Annotated in this window: 22 protein-coding genes; 9 read left to right on the top strand and 13 right to left on the bottom strand. The window is 55.2% G+C overall.

Annotated features, from left to right (window positions below; all coding sequences use genetic code 11):
- Window positions 1-21: 21 nt before the first annotated feature.
- From WH277_RS11805 to WH277_RS11765, 9 genes are all read right to left on the bottom strand, one after another.
- Complete coding sequence (locus WH277_RS11805; RefSeq protein WP_212815913.1) at window positions 22-924, bottom strand: homocysteine S-methyltransferase family protein; 903 nt, start codon at window positions 922-924, stop codon at window positions 22-24.
- Window positions 925-1065: 141 nt separating this feature from the next.
- Window positions 1066-1434: a DUF1640 domain-containing protein gene (locus WH277_RS11800; protein WP_212815912.1), complete on the bottom strand. Its 369-nt coding sequence runs from the start codon at window positions 1432-1434 to the stop codon at window positions 1066-1068.
- Between the two features lie 245 nt (window positions 1435-1679).
- Entirely contained in the window at window positions 1680-2132 is a 453-nt protein-coding gene (locus WH277_RS11795; protein ID WP_133845669.1) for an RcnB family protein, read from the bottom strand.
- Between the two features lie 168 nt (window positions 2133-2300).
- The gene (locus WH277_RS11790) at window positions 2301-2732 is read right to left on the bottom strand and encodes an OsmC family protein (RefSeq protein ID WP_339505715.1); all 432 of its coding nucleotides are present in this window, start codon (window positions 2730-2732) and stop codon (window positions 2301-2303) included.
- A gap of 23 nt (window positions 2733-2755) precedes the next feature.
- Window positions 2756-3820: a hypothetical protein gene (locus tag WH277_RS11785; protein WP_339505714.1), complete on the bottom strand. Its 1065-nt coding sequence runs from the start codon at window positions 3818-3820 to the stop codon at window positions 2756-2758.
- 213 nt (window positions 3821-4033) lie between these two features.
- The gene (locus WH277_RS11780; protein ID WP_339505713.1) at window positions 4034-5293 is read right to left on the bottom strand and encodes a c-type cytochrome; all 1260 of its coding nucleotides are present in this window, start codon (window positions 5291-5293) and stop codon (window positions 4034-4036) included.
- 4 nt (window positions 5294-5297) lie between these two features.
- The gene (locus tag WH277_RS11775) at window positions 5298-7067 is read right to left on the bottom strand and encodes a GMC family oxidoreductase (protein ID WP_339505712.1); all 1770 of its coding nucleotides are present in this window, start codon (window positions 7065-7067) and stop codon (window positions 5298-5300) included.
- 171 nt (window positions 7068-7238) lie between these two features.
- Window positions 7239-7964, bottom strand: a complete 726-nt coding sequence (locus tag WH277_RS11770) for a gluconate 2-dehydrogenase subunit 3 family protein (RefSeq protein ID WP_159337470.1) — start codon at window positions 7962-7964, stop codon at window positions 7239-7241.
- A gap of 355 nt (window positions 7965-8319) precedes the next feature.
- Window positions 8320-9333 carry a LacI family DNA-binding transcriptional regulator gene (locus WH277_RS11765; protein ID WP_133845675.1) on the bottom strand — a complete coding sequence of 338 codons (1014 nt, stop codon included), beginning with the start codon at window positions 9331-9333 and terminating at the stop codon, window positions 8320-8322.
- A 168-nt stretch (window positions 9334-9501) separates the two neighbouring features.
- Between WH277_RS11765 and WH277_RS11760 the strand changes: the two genes are divergently transcribed.
- Complete coding sequence (locus WH277_RS11760; RefSeq protein WP_227535840.1) at window positions 9502-9600, top strand: YoaK family small membrane protein; 99 nt, start codon at window positions 9502-9504, stop codon at window positions 9598-9600.
- Between the two features lie 2 nt (window positions 9601-9602).
- Here WH277_RS11760 and WH277_RS11755 read toward each other — a convergent pair whose 3' ends face one another.
- The 3 genes from WH277_RS11755 to WH277_RS11745 all read right to left on the bottom strand — a co-directional run bounded on the left by WH277_RS11755 (window position 9603) and on the right by WH277_RS11745 (window position 11496).
- Window positions 9603-10250, bottom strand: a complete 648-nt coding sequence (locus WH277_RS11755) for an SMI1/KNR4 family protein (protein ID WP_212813857.1) — start codon at window positions 10248-10250, stop codon at window positions 9603-9605.
- Between the two features lie 84 nt (window positions 10251-10334).
- Window positions 10335-10607, bottom strand: a complete 273-nt coding sequence (gene ymcF, locus WH277_RS28705; RefSeq protein ID WP_420361215.1) for a cold shock small protein YmcF — start codon at window positions 10605-10607, stop codon at window positions 10335-10337.
- Complete coding sequence (locus tag WH277_RS11745; protein ID WP_167864109.1) at window positions 10555-11496, bottom strand: LysR family transcriptional regulator; 942 nt, start codon at window positions 11494-11496, stop codon at window positions 10555-10557. The genes ymcF and WH277_RS11745 overlap by 53 nt, the downstream gene beginning before the upstream one ends.
- A gap of 146 nt (window positions 11497-11642) precedes the next feature.
- Here WH277_RS11745 and WH277_RS11740 point away from each other — a divergent pair, with 146 nt between their 5' ends.
- The 7 genes from WH277_RS11740 (at window position 11643) to WH277_RS11710 (ending at window position 18207) form a co-directional block, all read left to right on the top strand.
- Window positions 11643-12284 (top strand): ankyrin repeat domain-containing protein, encoded by a 642-nt coding sequence (locus WH277_RS11740; protein WP_133845678.1) that lies wholly within the window; start codon window positions 11643-11645, stop codon window positions 12282-12284.
- Window positions 12277-13665: an amidohydrolase family protein gene (locus WH277_RS11735; RefSeq protein ID WP_339505711.1), complete on the top strand. Its 1389-nt coding sequence runs from the start codon at window positions 12277-12279 to the stop codon at window positions 13663-13665. The genes WH277_RS11740 and WH277_RS11735 overlap by 8 nt, the downstream gene beginning before the upstream one ends.
- Before the next feature lie 89 nt (window positions 13666-13754).
- Complete coding sequence (locus WH277_RS11730; RefSeq protein WP_133845680.1) at window positions 13755-14117, top strand: copper resistance protein; 363 nt, start codon at window positions 13755-13757, stop codon at window positions 14115-14117.
- Between the two features lie 45 nt (window positions 14118-14162).
- Window positions 14163-16193 (top strand): protein-disulfide reductase DsbD family protein, encoded by a 2031-nt coding sequence (locus tag WH277_RS11725; protein ID WP_339505710.1) that lies wholly within the window; start codon window positions 14163-14165, stop codon window positions 16191-16193.
- Window positions 16190-16909: a DsbA family protein gene (locus WH277_RS11720; RefSeq protein ID WP_339505709.1), complete on the top strand. Its 720-nt coding sequence runs from the start codon at window positions 16190-16192 to the stop codon at window positions 16907-16909. The genes WH277_RS11725 and WH277_RS11720 overlap by 4 nt, the downstream gene beginning before the upstream one ends.
- Window positions 16906-17409 carry a protein disulfide oxidoreductase gene (locus WH277_RS11715; RefSeq protein ID WP_339505708.1) on the top strand — a complete coding sequence of 168 codons (504 nt, stop codon included), beginning with the start codon at window positions 16906-16908 and terminating at the stop codon, window positions 17407-17409. Before WH277_RS11720 ends, WH277_RS11715 begins: the two co-directional genes overlap by 4 nt.
- A 126-nt stretch (window positions 17410-17535) precedes the next feature.
- A complete protein-coding gene (locus tag WH277_RS11710; protein ID WP_339505707.1) occupies window positions 17536-18207 on the top strand; it encodes an SDR family oxidoreductase in 672 nt (223 codons plus the stop codon).
- On the opposite strand, the gene WH277_RS11705 is transcribed toward WH277_RS11710, so the two are convergent.
- Complete coding sequence (locus WH277_RS11705) at window positions 18180-18515, bottom strand: cupin domain-containing protein (RefSeq protein WP_339505706.1); 336 nt, start codon at window positions 18513-18515, stop codon at window positions 18180-18182. The genes WH277_RS11710 and WH277_RS11705 overlap by 28 nt on opposite strands.
- A gap of 330 nt (window positions 18516-18845) precedes the next feature.
- Between WH277_RS11705 and WH277_RS11700 the strand changes: the two genes are divergently transcribed.
- The gene (locus WH277_RS11700) at window positions 18846-19919 is read left to right on the top strand and encodes an alpha/beta fold hydrolase (protein ID WP_339505705.1); all 1074 of its coding nucleotides are present in this window, start codon (window positions 18846-18848) and stop codon (window positions 19917-19919) included.
- Window positions 19920-19998 lie beyond the last annotated feature (79 nt).

Here is a 19998-nt window from a genome sequence, read left to right as displayed (position 1 = left end):
AAGCGGTAAAGAATAGCGTATTTACTTCAGCGCAGAGGCCAGACGCTGAATATGTTCAGGGCCAATCCCGCAGCAGCCCCCCACCAGCGTAGCACCCGCGCCCACCCACTCCTGTGCCCAGTGCAGATAGCCTTCCGGGTGAGTGTCTTTACGTAAACCACTCAGACCTTCGTTCGCCCCGCCACCGTTGCTGCCGTGCTCAAACGCATTGGCATAAACGCCAATACCCGCCGGGGAGCCAAGGCGTTTCAGGGTCGCCGCCGCCTGCTGTACAGCAGAAATCATCACTTCCGGGTGGCTACAGTTAAACAGGACGTTGGCCGCCCCCAGCTCGACCGCTCGGGTGACGGCGGCGGAGACGCTTTCCCCTGAACGCAATGTACTGTCGGCCTGCGGCTGGTCAGGATCGTCGTGCAGACTGAATGACAGCCATAAAGGCTGGGGCTGACCGGATATCGCTTCGTGAATAGCCTCGGCTTCGGCAATCGAACTGATGGTTTCACCCAGCCAGATATCCACATAAGGCGCCTGGGCGTTGACCAGCACGCGATGGATCTCCAGCGCACGCGGCGCGTTAAACAGATCGGGACGGTAGGATCCCAGGGCCGGAGGTAAGCTGCCTGCAACCTGTACCGGATGCACTGCGGCATCGGCGGCCTGACGGGCCAGTTGCCCTGCCAGGGTGGCCAGGCGCTGAGCATCAGCGGCAAAGCGTTCGTCACCAATATGGAAAGGAACAACCGCATAGCTGTTGGTGGTGATGGTGCCTGCCCCGGCAGCAATATAGCTGTCGTGCACTTCGCGCACGCGCTCAGGGGCTTCATACAGGGCCAGTGCCGACCATTCAGGTTGACGGAATGGTGCGCCCACCCGGGCCAGTTCGCGCCCCATTCCTCCGTCCAGAATCTTTATATGCTGCGTCATTGGCCTGTTCCCATTCAGAATTTTCTAATCTCTGCATGCTACATAAATTGATGGCTACATGTCCAGACGTCTATAAGCTTAAATTCAGGAGTGTTAAGTACACAGAGGCAAGTACGCAGATAAATGATGAGCAATGAAGAATTAAAACAGCAGTTTTGCCAGCCCAAGGCCCAGAGCAAGCAGTCCAAGCTGCGTGGAGGCAAACCACTTAGTTTGCAGTGCCAGTGACTGATGCAGTTCGGTTCGCAGACTTTCCATTTTAAGGTCGATCTTTTTATCAAGCCGCATAATATCCTCCCTGGTGGCATAGTTGGACTTAATTACCGCCACATCGATTTTCAGCGTGCCGACATCCTTCTTCAGTTCACTGACATCCTCTTTCAGGACGTGCACATCGTCTTTAAGTCGGCTGACATCGTGCTTTAACAGACCAACATCTTGCTGTAGCAAGCCAACATCCTTCTGTAAATTACCGACATGTCCTTCCAGTTTTCCTACACGAGTATCCATTCTTTTTCTCCCTGATATGAATGTTTTTCATACTAACAGGGCCAATAATAAGTGAAGTCAGGGAGCGATAACAAGCCAGATGAGGGGATATTTTGCGGCCTGCGCCGGGAAAATGGAATGTAACGCCATGCAACGAGAAAAATATAAACACGAATTAAATGAATAAGTTACGGTTTAAAGTAAGCAATCAGGATAAGAGGGGGGAAGGTTAATTGTCGGTGGCGGGTGCCACCGACAGCGGTAGGTTAACGATGGCCTAAAACATTGCCGAGAATGATCGAGGTGATCACCCCGGTGGCTGCCGCAATCAACACATAATTACCGTCAACATAGGCCCAGTGTTCGCCGCGTGGCGGTTCATACAGGCCACGATGGTGCCAGTCATCAACGCGGTAATCATCCCCGCGAAAGCGCTCGGGAGCAGGATGACCACGACGGAAATCATGGCCGTTCCAGGCAAAATGGTCACGCTCATCAGGGCCACCCCGGCCACGATCGCCATGACCCCGATCGTCATGGCCGCGATAGTTATCATGATCGCCGCCACCACGACGGTCGTCTCCGCGGTTGTCGCGCCCGCGATCCTGATGCCACTGTTGATCAGGGCCGTTGCCCGGCCCCTCTGCATGGGACAGGGTGGAGAAAAGGCTGCTTGCTGTGAAAAGACTAATCATCAAAGTCAGTGTTGTTTTTTTCATCTTGATATCCTCAGTTGCTCACGACCTGCGAACTGCCGCAACATCAATATCGGGGATACCACAACACTTCCCTATCTCACGAACTCCTAAACGGCGCTAATTAGCGTGTTTTTTTCACAGCCTTAACAGATTCCTTACCTTCACGCGGTGAGAACCTCGGGTTCAGGCTTAATTTTCCAGCTGATAGTCGAGGGTAATCTCAGCACTGAGCAGTTTTGACACCGGGCAACCCGCTTTTACCTGCTGAATAATCGTATCAAAAGCGGCTTTCTCAATACCGGGAAGCTTCACCTTGCTTTGCAGGGCCACTTTGGTGATGGCAAAACCGCCCTCCACTTTGTCCAGGGAGACATCAGCGGTGGTATCAATGCTTTCAGGTGTGTGGCCCGCATCGCCCAGCATCAGCGATAGCGCCATGGAGAAACAGGCAGCATGTGCGGCCCCAATCAGCTCTTCGGGGTTGGTCCCCGCTTTACCTTCAAAGCGTGTATTGAAACCATAAGGCTGTTGGCTTAACGCCCCACTTTCGGTTGAGACGGTGCCTTTCCCCTGCTTGATATTGCCTTCCCAGTGCGCCTGTCCTTTCTTATGAATGGTCATTGTTATCCTCCGGTTATTTAACATCAGCTACCAGTATAGACGCTTTCACCGGGAACGACGGCACAGCGGCGCGCCACCAGCAGGCGCTGTCCGCAGAATGCCATGGGTGATGCCGCCTGCGGCCACACCTGAAGTAATTCAAATCCAGACTGTTGCAGCACCTGATGACAGTGCGCTTCCGCACCGCTCCCCCCGCGGAAAGCGGGTTGCCCATACGCCAGCGCCTGCACGGCCGCAGGCGTGACACGATGCAGCAGATGCTCACCGGTATTTTCCACCAGAATTAACGTCGCATTCGCTTTCAGCCAGGTATGCAGTTCCGACAGGCGACGGGCGGCGTCAGGCTGCACCAGCAGATCGCTGGCAAGGACGGCATCATGCCGGGCATCCTGTGGCAATTGGCTGTTGAGGGACTGCCCGGGTTCAGCCGCTATCCATACTGCACCAGCGAGATCGTCAATGGCAGCGCACGCACCCAGCGTCAATAAGCGGGGTGTATCGCACGCATCCAGCAGGCAGGGCAGCACGCTGGCGATGATCCCGGTAAAGTAATCATCAATAATCCCCGCATGGTGATGTAACTGATGCAGGCCTGTCAGGCTGGCTGGCTGCAAAGCCAGAGAAGGCGTACGCAGCCAGTCATCGATGCATTCATGCTGGCTGAACAACGCCTCGGCCAGCGGTTCAGCATCGTCAAGCCAGGCCATCAACTGACGCAGGCGATGCCGGGCGTCATCAATTCCCTGTTCCAGCCGCATCTCAGCAGGAGCGCAGTCTGCCAGCGACCAGCGCTCATCCTCACATTCCAGCATCCCCTCCTCTTCCAGCACCTGATGCCAGTGTTGGAGCAGTTCGCTGTAGCAATCCGCAATCCGCAGCTGCTGGCTGCGTGATGCAATGTGCCAGCTTCCTGCATCACAAAATCCCAGGCGTTGCAGGGTTTGTAACATCAGTAGCGGTGCCAGACTTTCACTTTCGGCGAGAAAAGCAGCCAGCGACGCACGCCGCTGGCTGTCAGGCAACTGCGCCGCGGCAGCTTCTCCGGCACACTGCCAGTCGGGGATGAGGCTATTGTTGAGCGTTGTCATTGTCGTTCCTGTGCGTGACCGCCCGTTATCCGGGGATAAGTGAGGGTAAGTTACTGGTGATAATGATTGTTATTTCGCTTTATCGTGCAATGTTCGTGGAGGGGGTGCAAGGATTTTGTTCGAGGGGGCAGATCACGATCACAGGCCGACCATCACTGAAGGTCGGCCTGTCAGGCAAGAGAATAAAGGGGATGTTGAAGCGCTTACTTCACGCTATTTTTTCAGACTCTCCCTGACCTCTTTGACTTGATCCGCGCTCACCGCATCCGCCTTATTACTCCAGCCCTGACGAATAAAGGTCGCCAGTTGCGCCACCTCATCATCGCTCAGGCGGCCGGCAAAGCCTGCCATTACCAGCGTGGAGGGGGCTTTTGCCGTAGAGGGCTGCTGTGCCCCGGCCAGGATGGTGTGGATCAGCCCGGTCGGGTCGCCAGCATTGACGATAGTCGCCTGATCCAGCTCAGGGAAGATACGTGGTGCGCCCTTACCGGTGACAAAGTGGCAGGCACCACAGTTATCCAGATAGAGACGCTCACCTGGGGTGAGGTTCTTCGCCGCGGTCAGTTTCGCTTCCGTAGCACTGACTGTCGTACTTGCCGCCGCGGGTGCTGCCGGATTACCGCCAATAAACTTCAGATAGGCGCTGATGGCTTTCAGATCCGCTTCGGTCATCCACGACGTGCTGTGCTCGATCACCGAGGTCATCTCACCGCCTACCGCTGCTTTATCGTTACGCCCGGTCGCCAGATATTCGACGGTTTCCTGCTCGCTCCAGCGCGGCAGACCGCGCAGAGAAGGCACTTCCCAGCCGTTCAGGCTACCGCCGGAGAGGAATGTACTGTCGCTGCTGTCGAGCGCTTTCTCATTCATCGCCAACCCACGCGGCGTATGGCAGCTGCCGCAGTGGCCGAGGCTTTCGACCAGATACGCACCGCGATTCACTTCTGCTGTTGTGCCGCCAATCGGCTGGAAGGGCTTATCGCTGGCAAAAGCCCAGTTCCAGAAACGCATGCCCCAGCGCTGGCTGAACGGGAAGCTGAGATCGGTTTCTGGCGGCTGCTCGTCACTCGCTTTCACTCCCTGCATAAAGTACGTGTACAGCGCATGCATATCCGCGTCGGTGATTTTTGCGTAAGCCGGATAAGGCATCGCCGGATAGAGACGCGTCCCGTCAGGCAGCACGCCTTTACGTACCGCGTCCGAGAACTGCTGCTCACTGTAATTGCCGATACCGTGCGCTTTATCCGGGGTGATGTTGGTGGAGTAAATCGTCCCGAGGTTCGACTCAATCGCCAGCCCACCGGAGAACGCCGGTTTACCCGGAATAGTGTGGCAGGCACCGCAGTCGCCAAGCCGGGAAATATATTCGCCCTGTTTCACCAGACTGTCATCGGCCTGGGCCAGTGAAGCAAAAGTACCTGCCAGCAGGACGGCATTCGCAAGCAGTAAACGTTTGAAATTGATCATCGTCATCTCCTTATGCCTGCACCATCGGGCCGGGGTTTTTCAGGTAAATCTCTTTGATCGCCTGCGCCGCCATCAGCGTGATCGCCCCGATGGTATCGGTCGGATTCGCCTGGAAGTTCTGCGGGAAAGCATTGCCGCCCGGCACAAAGACGTTATGCACATCCCAGCTCTGCAGGTACTTGTTCAGCGCCGAGGTTTTCGGGTTATCGCCCATCACCGCGCCACCAACGTTATGGGTGGAGACGTATTTGGTCAGGTCAAAGTGGGCATCCATCGGCAGGAAGCTTTCGCTGTAACTGTCCGGGTTAAGCTCTTTAGTAATGTTGCTGACGATGCCTTTCAGGTGCTGCTGTAATTTCAGCTCGTTCTGTTTCCAGTCGAACGTCATACGCAGCAGCGGATAGCCGTAGTCATCGGTGTAGTTCGGATCGAGATCGAGGTAGATATCGCGATACGACATGCAGGTGGTGGTGATGCTGATTTTCATCGAGTGGCCGTACCACTCTTCCATCCCTTCTTTCCAGCCTGCGCCCCAGGCCGGTGTCCCTTTTGGCAGTGCGGTACTGATCGGCGTACCGGTGGCCTGTGAACTGTGGATCTTGGCTCCGCCGATGAACCCCAGCCCCGGGCCATCAAAGTTGCCCGGTGAGATGTCGTTAAACATCTGCCCTGTGGCCCCCGCCGTAGCGAACGGATTGAAGTTTTTATCTTTGAAGAACAGCGTGGCACCGCCGTTGCTGAGGAAAGCGTAGTTACGTCCAATCACGCCCTCTTCCGTCAGCGGGTTATAAGGCTGGCCGATGCCGGAGAGCAGCATCAGGCGGACATTGCAAAACTGGAAGCTGCTCAGCACTACAATCTTTGCAGGCTGGAAGCATTCATTGCCGTCTTTATCGATGTAGATCACCCCTTTCGCGGTTTTCTTATCATCATGCAGCACCACTTTCATCACGTTGGCGTGGACTTCGTAGGAGAAGTTATACATGCGCTTCAGTGCATCCATCACCGCCGTCTGCGGTGAGGCCTTAGAGTAGTTCAGGCACGGGTATTTACTGCAATAACCGCAGTAATTACACGGCGCAATCTGGTTACCGTACGGGTTAGTCCAGGCACGGGAAACGCAGGCTGACGGGTTGGGGAACGGGTGATACCCCAGCTTCTTCGCCGCCTTAACAAACATTGTGTTGTTCAGCGTGTCATCCAGCGGCGGCAGCGGGAACGGATTAGCACGCGGGCCTTCGAACGGATCGCCCCCTTCGAGGATCTGCCCGCGCAGGTTGCCGGTTAAACCGGACTGGCCGCAGATCATCTCAAACTTCTCGTAATAGGGTTCGATCTCTTCCCAACTGAACGGGAAGTCCATAATGCGCATATCGTCCTGCAACACGCCCGGTCCGTAGGCCTGGTCAGCATAGGTTTTCAGTTTAAGATCGGTCGGTGTCGGACGGATCAATACCGCCGTCCAGTGCAAACCCGAACCGCCCACGCCGTTACCCGGGCAAAAAGCGCCCCATTTGCGCGTTGGCAGCGCGGTCTGGCTCATGTTGTAACGCACCGTCACCGCCGCTTCTGCTGGCGTGGCCATCACTTTGTTACGCACGGCGTAGGCATATTCATCGGCTGGCTTGGGGTAGGCAAACTCTTCGTAACCGCGATCGGCTCCGCGCTCCAGCGCCCGCACTTTCAGCCCGGCCATCGCCAGCTCAATGCTCATCAGCGAGCCAGCCCATCCCAGGCCGACAACGACAACGTCGACTTCTTCTTTATTAATTTGTGACATATTCAACCCTTTCAACCCTTCATTTTTCGCGCCGCAGATGCGTTGGCTGCCTTCATTCACCCTGGTCACTTACTTCAGTAAGCTCCCAGGGATTCATTCAATTGCCGCCTTCCTGCAACACGAAATATTTTGGGTGTCATTTACAAAAATACGAAAAAAGTCTCAGTGAACTCAGGCGCGTTCGCCCTTGATGCTGACCGGGCCAAGTGGATAGGGAATGTTGTGCTGCTTCACCCATTCCAGATAACTGGCACGGGCGCCCGGGAAGCCGATAGCAATCCACGCTTTCATCCCTTTATTGCCGCCGTACATTGGATCGGAGAGATAGCCGTGTTTGGCATCGGACAGCAGCCCGCTGAAGAACTGAGAGGCTTTCAGGTCGGCTTCGCCCAGCTCAGCGAAGTGGATATCGTTTTTTTGCAGTTGGGTAAGAACGCTGTCTTTATCCTGCGATGACAACTGATGGAAGGGTTTCTGGTGGGTCTGCTGGCACCACTGGTTAGCCAGTTTGATACCGGTTTTATAGATCTGCTGCGGGCGGAACGGGATCTGGTAACCCATGGTGGCAGGCGCTTTGGTATCAAACGGCCCTTTCATATAGATCTCATCACCGAGATCGCCATGCATCTGTTGATCGATAAAGATCGGCACATTGGTTTCCAGCGCGCCCGGCGCTTTGCCTTTGCCTCCGGCAGGGATCAAACAGTCACAGGCGGCAAGAATAAACTGCCATTCATCCTGACTGAAAAAGATTGGCTGATAATCTGCCAGTTCCGGCGCTGCCATCTCGGCTGCCTGTGCGGCGGTCAGGCCTTTAAAGACCATCTCACCTAACGGCAATGCCAACAGCGACCCGAGTAAAAACTTACGGCGGGTAGTTTCTTTTTGAAGGAGCATTTTGACGACTCTCACACACTCAGAAAAAGACACCGATGGAGCACGTGTCATTAAGGTTAAAGAACTGTTTTTATCTGTTTACATTGCCGCAATGTTAACGATACAAAAGTGTCAAAATGTAACAATTGAAGTGGTGATATTTAAACTTAAGATGAAGTGTTTCTTCTAACATTTCATAACAATGCCATTATGAAGAGAAGGGATTAAAGCCGGGGATTTATCGGAAATTCAGGGATAGTAAAAGAAAAAAAAGCCGTAAAACGGCGCTTATTTGATTACAGTGGGAAATAATACCCACACAAAATAAAGTCATATAATGATTGTTTCATTCCAGCGTAACACTGCCTGCCAGACGTTAACCGGAGTCACGAACCACCATAGTGAACCCTAAATCGACCACCGCCTCTGCGGGCATGACGCCTTCTATTTTATTAGCCAGCAGCATCGCGGCATCTTCACCCATTTTTACCCTGTCGATAGCTACTGTCGTGATCGCGGGCCGGTTGGCCGCGGCGAACGCTAAATCGCCAAAGCCGATAACAGCAAGCTGATCCGGTACACTCAGCCCACGTGCTTCAGCCTCCATGATCACGCCCTGCGCTAAGGTGTCAGAACTGCAGATAATCGCATCGAACTTATCCCCCTGAGCAAGTAACTGATGCAAACCCTGTCGACCGGCACCGAGCGACGTTGGCACCGGGGCATTGACCCCGCGAATACGGCTTCCTGGCAGCCCCTGCATCACATCGGATAGCCCTTTACGCCGCTGCCTGGCGCGACGATCGCCGGCCCACACCAGACCCAGGCTCAGGTAGCCCTGTTGCAGACAGTAGTGACCCAGTTGGGTGCCGACTTTTTCATGAGAAAACCCGACCAGCATGTCCAGCGGCGTTGGCGTGAGATCCCAGATTTCCACCACCGGCAGGCCAATATTGAGAATGGTTTTGCGCAGTTCAGGACTGTGATGAATGCCGGTCAGTATCATGCCGTCGGGGCGGCGCGAAAGGATGGTGGCAACAATAGACGCTTCGCTGTCCGGAGAGTATCCGGTGACACACAGCAGCATATGGTAGCCACGCAAGGCCAGACGATCGCTGATCGCCTGTACGGTATCGACAAACATACTGTTGTTAATTTGCGGAATCACTACGGCAATCAGGCGGCTACGTTTGGACGCCAGCCCCCCTGCCAGCATATTGGGGATATAGCCGGTGATCTGAATCGCTTCCATCACCCTGGCAACGGTGGCAGGCCGTACCACCTGCGGTTTGTTAATGGCACGGCTGACGGTCATCGGAGATAATCCCGCGACACGGGCAACATCCTCAAGCGTAGGGGTTTTTACCGTGGCAGGGTCAGGATTTTCCATCTGGCATCCGATAACTAAAATGTTTGCGCTATCATTTTGCCACAAAACCGCACAGTGAAACAGGGCTGAACAACATGCCTGAGGGCGGGCTGACTATGTTACACTCAGCGCCGCCCGAAAGCCTGGCTCCCGGCTTTCCCCCGATCCCATTGTGAAAGGTGTTATGCCGTGAATAAAAGAGCAATTGCCCCTGGCCTGATTTTTGTTGCTGCGATGGCGTTTCTGGTGTGGTTTATCGCCTCCGGCGCGGCAATGCCGGGAAGCTGAGATCAGCTTTCCGGATCTGACGGGCTGACGGCAATGCGCGTGCCTTCAGGAAGATCCCTGATCTGCACGGCAAACTGCGCGCGGGTACGCATGGCATCTTCACTACGTACCGCCTGGAGGTTATCCGGCACGAACTCACCGCCAACAATAAACGGTGTTTTCGGCACCAGGCGATAACCCGCCGGTAATGCCCCGTGCTGATCCTGCCAGTCCAGCGCCAGCGGATAACCCGTTAACACTGAGTACTCTTCCAGAATCAGGGCACTCCAGTGCTCCAGACTTGCCGCCAGCCAGGTGAATTCGCCGGTTTCCGGCTCAAAGCTGAACACCCCGTCCTGCCGCAGACAAAACTGCACGCCAAAGATATCTTCAGCAAAGAACAGCGCATCCAGCGCCATATCCTGAAACGCCGAAATCCACAGATCAGGCTGGTTCCACTGTTGCAGGCCAGGTTCACTCTCCGTTGCCTGCCAGGGAAAGATATGCAGCGCAGAAACAAAACCATAGCAGCCGTTTTTAATCGCCAGCAGTTGACGCAGTTCTTCGAGCAGCGCGGGATTAACCGTGGCGCTGAAGTGCATGTCCTGTGGGGCGGCAGCCAGGCTGTCACTACAGAGAGAGAGAAGTTTTGCGGTTGAGGTAGTCATCATACGGCCCTGAGATGTCGACATTTAACAGTGATAAGCCGCTAAGGTTAACATCAACAACAGGCCAGGGGAAAACGCTCGACGGGTTTAGTTCTGTATCGCAGTGGCAGGCAGACAAACCATCTGGGATTTACAGAAAATACAGTTGGCACCATGGGGATTTTTTGCGGTGATACTGAAAGGCGAGAAGCGGTACTGACATCCGTGACAAGACGGACACTGATATTTAATATTTTGGATAATAGACCTACATATTTTTATTTTAAGAGAAATTTTTATTGGTACGGGCAAGACGTTAACACAGTTTTTACATTCCGTCTGTTTTATCTTCGCGATGCAGTAAATCCTGATAGAGCTCACTCAGCACGCCATCTGGGGCAAACTGCTGTTTTATCCACAATGCGACCTGTCCGCTGGCGGGCTGGCGGATAGCCAACAGCAGCCGCGAATCCTGACGCGGGTTCATCACCTCACGCGTTACCAGCTTCTCCCCGGCGTCGCGCACAATATAGTCCGGCAGAAAGCCAATGCCCTCCCCCAGAATCTGACACTGACATTTGGTGTTGAAATCAGGCACCAGAACCGCCTCCTGCCCGTGCAGCAGCCAGCCAACACGCTGATTCAGCATCTGTGCCGTGTCGGCCACCATAATATTGGTATAGCGCCGCATCTGACCTTCACTGATGGGCTGAGGCAATGCGGCCAGCGGATGATGGGGCGCGATCGCAAACTGCCAGTGCACATAGCCGATATCAAGACAGTCAATGCCATCCCTGTCCAGCGGCACATCCGGTGCCCCCATCGCCAGCGTTGCCTGGTGATGGATAAACGCATCCCAGACGCCGTTATACACTTCCTGAGTGACCGTCACCTGACAGGTGGGGAACTGCTTTTTCAGCAGCTGTAGCAGCCGGGCAGTGTGATGCGGGGTATACAACAGATGGTTGATGCAAATACGCACCCTGGCCTCTACGCCCTGGGCGATAGCATCGACACCGTATTGAATGGCACCGAAATCGTTAAGTAGCGTCAGCGCCTTACGATAAAAGTAGTCGCCGGACTCCGTCAGTTCAATCCGGCGGGGATGGCGCACAAACAGCGGAACCCCCAGCCCGGTTTCAATGCGTTTAATGGTGTAGCTGACCGCTGAAGTGGTGACCCCCAGCTCAATCGCCGCCTTACTGAAGCTGGCACACTGCACCACGGTGACAAACACCTGCAAATTCTCTTCACTAAAAATGGAGTTCATCGCACATTCCCTCGTGTTCCGGTTTCATTGATTATTATTCAACAAGAAATGCCTTTCAGGTGAATTATTTTTACACGGATATCACCGTCTTTCACTGGCTGCTATTGTCGTTTCCTGGACCATCACTTGCTTATCCGGGAACCTGTATGTCATTTGCACATCCTGACTTTTCCACCTCCAACGACACACTACAGGCACGCTTCCTCCGTGCTGCCCAACAGGGCGAGCAGGATATCTTGCAGCAGTGTCGGGATCAGGGCGTGGATCTCAACGTCACCACCGCGCAGCGCACCAGCGCCATCACGCTGGCGGCACAGCACCAGCACTATGCCTGTGTCGCCTGGTTGATCGAGGCGGGCGCCGATATTAATCAGCAGGACGATACCTGTTTGAATCCGTTTTTGCTCGCCTGCCTGAATAACGATCTCACTCTGCTGCGCCTGCTGCTGCCTGCGGCACCCGACCTCACCCGGGTGACACGCTTTGGCGGCATTGGCCTGACGCCCGCCAGCGAAAAAGGCCATGTTGAGATCGTGCGCGAGTTACTGTCCCGCACCACCATCAACGTCAACCACACTAATTTCCTCGGCTGGACACCGCTGCTCGAAGCCATCCTGCTGAATGACGGTGGCGCAAAGCAGCAGGAGATCGTTCAGCTATTACTGGATAACGGTGCCAGCCCGCACCTGACGGATAAGTACGGTAAAACCCCTCTGCAACTGGCGCGTTCACTGGGTTATGACGCCATTGCTATACAGTTAATCCATGCAGGAGCCCGTGATGAATAAGCCCGATCAGCAGCGTCGTACCTTTCTCAGCCACGGCAGTAAAATGCTCGGTGCCTGCGCCATCCTCAGTGCAGGCCCCCCGCTTGCCATTGCCGCCGGATCGTCTGTCTTCACCGAACAGGAAACGCCCATGACCACCGTTGGCGCCCGCCACTATTACCTTGATAACGTACTACTGGAAACCGGCTTTCACTACCAGGAGGGGGAAGTGGTTGCCACCCGCACCGCGTTGCACTGCCTGGAAATCAATAACGGCAAGATCATTGCTGTACGTGCTAACGCGGTACGCCCGGATGCCAGCCTGACGCGGGTCGATGCCGGAGGAAAACTGCTGCTGCCCGCCATGCGCGATATGCATATCCATCTGGATAAGACCTTCTATGGTGGCCCGTGGCGCGTGCAGTCACGCCCGGCAGGGACCACCATTAAACAGATGATTGCACTGGAGCATCGCCTGCTGCCAGAGCTGGCACCCCACACACAGGAGCGGGCGGGTAAACTGATCGACCTGCTGCAATCAAAAGGTTCCAGCGTGGCGCGGAGTCACTGCAATATCGAGCCGGTTTCCGGACTGAAAAATCTGGAAAACCTGATGGCGGTACTGGAACGCCGTCGTTCCGGTTTTACCTGCGAGATCGTCGCCTTTCCCCAGCACGGGTTGCTGCTGTCAAAATCTGAACGACTGATGCGCGAAGCGATGCAGGCCGGAGCGCACTACGTCGGCGGGCTGGATCCCACCAGCGTTGATGGCGATATGGAAAAATCCCTCGACACGATGTTTCAGATCGCCGTCGACTATGGCAAAGGCGTGGATATCCATCTGCATGAAACCAGCCCGGCCGGGGTGGCCGCCATCAATTATATGATTGACCGGGTGGAAAAAACGCCGCAGCTGAAGGGCAAAGTCACGATCAGCCACGCATTTGCACTGGCCACCCTCACACCACAGCAGGTAGAAGAGACCGCACAGCGTCTGGCCGCGCAGCAGATCAGCATCGCCTCAACGGTGCCGATTGGCACGCTGCATATGCCGCTGAAACAGCTTCAGGATAACGGTGTTTTTGTGATGACCGGCACCGATAGCGTGATCGACCACTGGTCGCCCTATGGCCTGGGCGACATGCTGGAGAAAGCCAACCTGTACGCTCAGCTCTATGTGCGCCCGGGTGAACTGGCGCTGTCGCGCGCGCTGGCAATTGCTACCGGGAACCGCCTGCCGCTAAATGATAAAGGCGAGCGCGTCTGGCCCGTGGAACAGGACGAGGCCAGTTTTGTGCTGGTCGATGCCTCCTGTTCGGCAGAAGCGGTGGCGCGCATTTCACCACGCACCGCCACCTTCCATCAGGGGAGTTTGGTCTGGAGCACGCTCAATAAGGTGTAATCCCCCGGTAGACAAAAGTTTACATGCGTAACCATTGTTAAACGCGACCGTTTGATTAAGATGGTCGCTCTTTTCAAATGGGGCGGGTAATGGCAACACGACAACGCATCGCAATGGGCTTTCTGGCGCTCGCCTGCCTGGTCATACTGGTCTGTATGGCACAGCGCATGGCAAGCCTGCACGCCCTGCAAATGCCTCCAACCACGTCGTTCAGCCTCAGCAATACCGCCCCGGACAACGCAGATGACGCGTCGATAACCCCTTGTGAACTCAGCGCCAAAACGCTGCTGCTGGCTGCCCCGCTGCTGTTCGACAGCGTCCTGCCTGCCACGGTCATTCTCCTGTTAGTACTGGCACTGTGCTGTCTTCTCCCATTGATTTTTCCTCCGGCACGCCCCTGTCGTGCGCCGCTACTCCGTATCCATCTGATTAACTGTAATTTCCGCGAATGACACACCGTTCCACCGGTGTCTTTTAATCATTTACGGAGAAATAACATGTTTACGCTTATCAGGAGCTTTGCTCTCCTGCTGCTATTCTGGCTGCCCGCATTGCAGGCCGCTGACAGTGGCTGGCTGCAAAACCCCCAAAACAGTCACGCTCAGGTTCGCCTGCGTGCCGATGCCTCACAGGCCGACCGCACTCGCATCTTGCTGGATATTCAGTTACAGGATGGATGGAAAACCTACTGGCGATCGCCGGGTGAAGGCGGGATTGCCCCGACCATTCGCTGGCAGAATGCCGTAACCCAGGCACACTGGTTCTGGCCTTTGCCGCAACGTTTTAACGTCGCGGGGATCACCACTCAGGGTTATCATCAGCGCGTTACGCTGCCGATTGAACTGTCCGGCCCGGCCCCGAAAAGTCTGGTCGGAACGCTGACGCTCTCCACCTGTAGCAACGTCTGCATCCTCACCGACTATCCGTTCACTATTGATATGACGTCATCTGTTGATGCGTCGTTTGAACATGATTATGCCCAGGCGATGGGCGGCGTACCGATTGAACGCGGCCTTGCTGACACCCTCGTCGCGGGTTATCAACAGGGAGAGCTACAGATTGTTGCCGAACGTCAGGACGGCTGGCAGCAGCCTGCGCTGTTCCTTGACGGGCTGGAGGGTGCCAGCTTTGGCGAACCACGCTTTACCCTCAGAGGTTCAATGCTGATAGCCCGCGTGCCGGTCAGCGATGAATGGGGTGACAACGCACCCGATATCACCGGAAAGAACCTGTCTCTGGTACTGGCGGATAACGGCCTGGCGCAACAGATTACCCTGTTGGTTGATGAAGGATGGGGACAGCGCTCCCCGGTGTTGCCGCTGTGGCAGATGCTGCTGACGGCACTGCTGGGAGGCTTTATTCTCAACCTGATGCCTTGCGTACTGCCGGTGTTGGGCATGAAACTCGGCAGCATTGTTAATACGCCACAGCGCGACCGCCGCAACGTGCGACTCCAGTTTATCGCCTCCAGTGCCGGAATTATCACCTCGTTTATGGTGCTGGCGCTGCTGATGACGGTACTTCGTCTGGGTAATCACGCCCTGGGCTGGGGTATTCAGTTCCAGAATCCGTGGTTTATTGGCTTCATGGTACTGGTGACCCTGCTGTTCAGCGCCAACCTGTTTGGCCTGCTCTATCTGCGCCTGCCATCAGGCCTGAATACCCGTCTGGCAACGTACTCTGGCCGTGGTCCTGGCGAGCATTTCTGGCAGGGTGCATTTGCCACGCTGCTGGCCACCCCGTGTTCAGCTCCCTTCCTCGGTACTGCGGTGGCATTTGCCCTGGCGGCACCGCTGCCACTGCTGTGGGTGATGTTTGCCGCCCTCGGCATCGGCATGAGCCTGCCCTGGTTGCTGATTGCCGCCTGGCCCGCCCTGGCGCTGAAGCTGCCACGCCCCGGGCGCTGGATGAATGGAGTACGTATCGCCCTGGGAATGCTGATGCTGGCCTCCTGTTTCTGGTTGATCAGCCTGCTGGTGAATCATATTGGCCTGCTCGCCACACTGGCTGTTGCGACCGCGATCGTACTGGTATTGCTCGTCACACTGGTGAAACAGTTCGGCCTCCGGCGGGCGGCACTGGTCACGGTAGTGCTGTTGCTGGTGGCCGGTGGCGTGTTGCTGGCGGGTACATTCAGCGCGACATCAGATCAGCACAGAATGCAGGATCGGCTTACCTGGCAGCCGCTGACAGAACAGGCGATCCGCCAGGCTCTGGGCGCGAAAAAACGGGTGTTTATTGATGTCACTGCCGACTGGTGCGTGACCTGTAAAGCCAATAAATACAACGTATTGCTGCGCGATGATGTGCAGCAGGCGCTATTAGCAGATGATGTGGTGACCCTGCGCGGTGACTGGAGTCGTCCGTCTGAAACGATCACCCATTTCCTGCAACAGCGCGGCAGCGTGGCCGTGCCGTTTAATCAAATTTATGGACCGGGTGCTCCCCAGGGCGTGGTGCTTTCCCCGCTGCTTGACCGTGCCACCCTGCTGAAAACCTTGAATAATGCCAAAGGAATTGAACAATGAAAAAATCTCTGATTGCCCTGTTACTGGTTGCTACACCGCTGTGGGCTGCGGCCCCGTTTACCCCGGAGCAGGAGGCACGGATTAAGCAACTGATCCGCGAAACACTGGTGGAAAATCCACAGATTCTGGCTGAAGCCGCCAATGCTTACGATAAACAGGCACAGGCGCAGCTGGCCAATGTGACTGGCCAGGTGATTGAACAGAACAAGGCGGCACTGTATGACGATGCCGGATCGCCGCGCCTCGGTGCAAAGAATGCGAAGCTGACGCTGGTATCGTTTACCGACTACAACTGCCCTTACTGTAAACAGTTCGATCTGCTGCTGGAAAAAATTGTGCAGCAGTACCCGGACGTTGCCGTGATCATCAAACCGCTGCCATACCGTGCCGAAAGCTCGATGACCGCTGCGCGCGAAGTACTGACGCTGTGGCAACAGCAGCCGGATCGCTGGCTGGCACTGCACCAGCGTCTGATGGCAAAGAAAGGCAACCATGATGACGCCAGTATTCAGGCCGCAGAGAAAAAGCTGGGCGTGACGATAACGCAACCGGATAAACAGAGCCTGGAGACGGTGAATACCAACCTGAAGCTGGCACAGCATCTGGGCATTGAAGGCACGCCAGCTACGCTGATAGGTAACCGTCTGCTGCCTGGCGCCGTGTCGTATGAAGAGCTGGAGCGTCTGGTGAAACAGCAGCTGGCGCAAACGCCATGAACCGCCTGAAACGTTGGGCACGTGAGATACTGGTACTGGCGCTGCTGCTGGCCGGGGGGATGTGGGTGATGGACAGCTGGCGCGCGCCAAAGGCACCGCTGGCCTTTGCTGACCAGCCACTGCTTACCCTCGACGGGCAGGAGGTCACGCTAAAGGCGTTAAGCCAGCAGCGCCCGCTGCTGGTCTATTTCTGGGCCAGCTGGTGCGGTGTCTGTCGCTTTACCACGCCAACGGTGGCTGATATGGCACAGCAAGGCCGCAACGTTATCGGCATTGCGCTACGTTCCGGTGAAAATGACAAGGTGCAGCGCTATTTACAAGCAAAGCAGTATCACATGCCGCTGGTGAATGACCCGGAAGGCAAACTGTCTGCCAACTGGCATATCAGCGTGACCCCAACGCTGGTGATTATTGATAAAGGCAAGGTGGTGAGCACCACTACCGGTTATACCAGTGGCTGGGGCATGCAGCTGCGGCTGTGGTGGGCGGGCCTGAGCTGACCGTCAGAGGTGGATGAGCATTCGCTTGTCCGCCTCACTTAGCACAGGCAATCACCTGACAGCTTGAATTTTTGCTATGCTTTTCCGCACGATCCCTACGCTTCCGACATGACATAAGGCATTCTCATGACAACCCCACAGGCTTTGATTATTGGCGCTTCGCGCGGCATCGGTTTCGGGCTGGCAACGACTCTGGCCGATCGCGGCTGGCAGGTTACCGCCACGACGCGCAAGGACACGCCGGACAGTGCGGCGTCCATCCACTGGCTAACGCTGGATATTAACCTGGCGGATCAGAGAGAAGCGCTGGTGGCGGAGTTGGCTGGCCAGCAGTTTGATGTGGTGTTTATTAACGCAGGCGTCTATGGACCGGAGCATCAAACGCTGTCGCGTACCCGCGACGAAGAGCTGATGGCGCTGTTTATGACCAACACCTTCTCGCCGCTGCGCTGCACTGAAGCGCTGCTACCACAGGTCAAACCCCGCAGCGGCATTCTGGCACTGATGACCTCGCAGCTCGCCAGTCTGAATGAGAATCCTGACGCAACGTATCCATTGTATGCGGCCAGCAAAGGCGCGTTAAATATGCTGGCACGCGGGTTGTCGGCGAAGACGGATGCCCAGGGCCAGACGCTGCTCTGCGTTCACCCGGGCTGGGTGCAAACCGATATGGGTGGGACAAATGCCCCACTGACGGTGGCGCAAAGCGCGGGTGGCATTGCCGATCAGCTGGTCGCCTGGCGTGGCAAAGGCGGGCACCACTACATTGATTACAGCGGAAAACTACTCGCCTGGTAAGGCCTTATCGGCATCGACCAGCAGTAATGTGCCGCTGCTGCCGGCAGTACCCGATGAGGGCTGCCCGGCGGTATCACAAAATAGTCCCCGCTTTTCAGCGCCACGATCTGCCCGTCAATCGCCAGATCCATCTGCCCGTCAATCACCACCAGTAGCTCGGCAAAATGCTCATGCACTTCATCCGGTATCCCCTCTCCGCCCATGCGGATCAGTTTCACATTCGCCTGGCCAATCTTGCTGATAATGGCAGAACGCCACACATCCGGCAGCGCTGCGGCCCCGGTTAATAATGATGCTGCCTGAAACATACCATCCTCCTGTCGGGTGACAGACAGAGATACCCGAAATTTCGCGCAGCAGGAACAAAGATATTTCACTAAGCTTTTCCACACGGCAGTTAGTGACAGTGAAATGACAGTAAGATGAAAGCGTGACTAAAGAAATATTCAGGGAAGACTAAAGTGGAATATCCGATGTGTTAACGTAATAAAAATTAGCTGGAAAACATCTCGTGTAAACAGCAACAATCAGAACATAATCTGTTTTTATCATTGATGATGTTTATGTTTATTGGGATTTATCTCAATTGACATTAACATCGGCCATCCAATACTCCTTGCTTACCGATGAGTTGTTTTATGGCTAACCGTATCGTATCAGGATTAACAGGCATTATTCTGTTAAGCCTGTCACCTTTAACACAGGCAGTCAGCACGGTGTTATCACCGAAAGAAGCTGACTGGGTTGCACCGGAATTCACCTTTAACAGCGGTGAGAAGCTGAAAGACCTGCGCATTCATTACTACACGCTGGGCGACAGTAGTAAACCTGCTGTATTATTACTTCACGGAACTAACCAGCCAATAAAAGCACTATTAGCCGAGGGATTTGGCGGCGAATTATTTGGTGCAGGCCAGGCACTGGATATCAGCAAATATTTTATTATCATGCCGGAAAGTATTGGGTCCGGAAAATCATCCAAGCCGTCCGACGGTTTGCGTATGGCGTTTCCGCACTACGATTATAACGATATGGTCACCGCGCAATATCGTTTAATCAAAGAAGGGCTGGGCATTTCCCATTTACGTCTGGTCATGGGGTATTCGATGGGGGGCATGCAAACCTGGCTTTGGGGTGAAAAATACCCTGGCATGATGGATGCCCTGGTGCCCATGGCTTCGCAGCCTGCAGAGCTGTCCGGTCGTAACTGGATGATGCGCCGTATGTTAATTGAGTCCATCAAGGGCGATCCCGCCTGGGCTGAGGGCAATTACCGTCAGCAGCCCCCTGCGCTGAAAACAGCCAGCATTATGTTCAGTATTGCCACCACTGGCGGCACACTGGCCTGGCAGCATAAAGCACCAACGCGTGCGCTGGCCGATAAGCTGGTTGACGACCGCCTGGCCGCCCCGCTGACCGCTGACGCCAACGACTTTATTTATATCTGGGGCTCGTCAGCGAATTATAATGCGCAACCTGCATTAAACCGTATCACCGCCCCCATGCTGATCATTAATTCGGCAGATGATGAACGTAATCCGGTGGAAACCGGCACGCTGAGCCGCGAATTAAACAAGATTAAAAAGGCCGAGCTGTGGCTTATTCCGGCCAGTGCAGAGACCAGCGGGCATGGCACCATGATGTCTGCAAAATTTTATAACGAGAAACTGAAGTCATTTTTAGCCAGCACCAGGGAACACGCTAATAATTAACAGCCGTACCTGACCGGAAGTGACCCATGTCGCCTCCAGTCTTTTATTTTTATTATGCCTTTATTTACGACACCACTCT

Source organism: Erwinia sp. MYb416 (genome assembly GCF_037479575.1).
Lineage (GTDB): Bacteria > Pseudomonadota > Gammaproteobacteria > Enterobacterales > Enterobacteriaceae > Erwinia > Erwinia rhapontici.
This window is presented reverse-complemented; position numbering and strand designations above follow the sequence as displayed.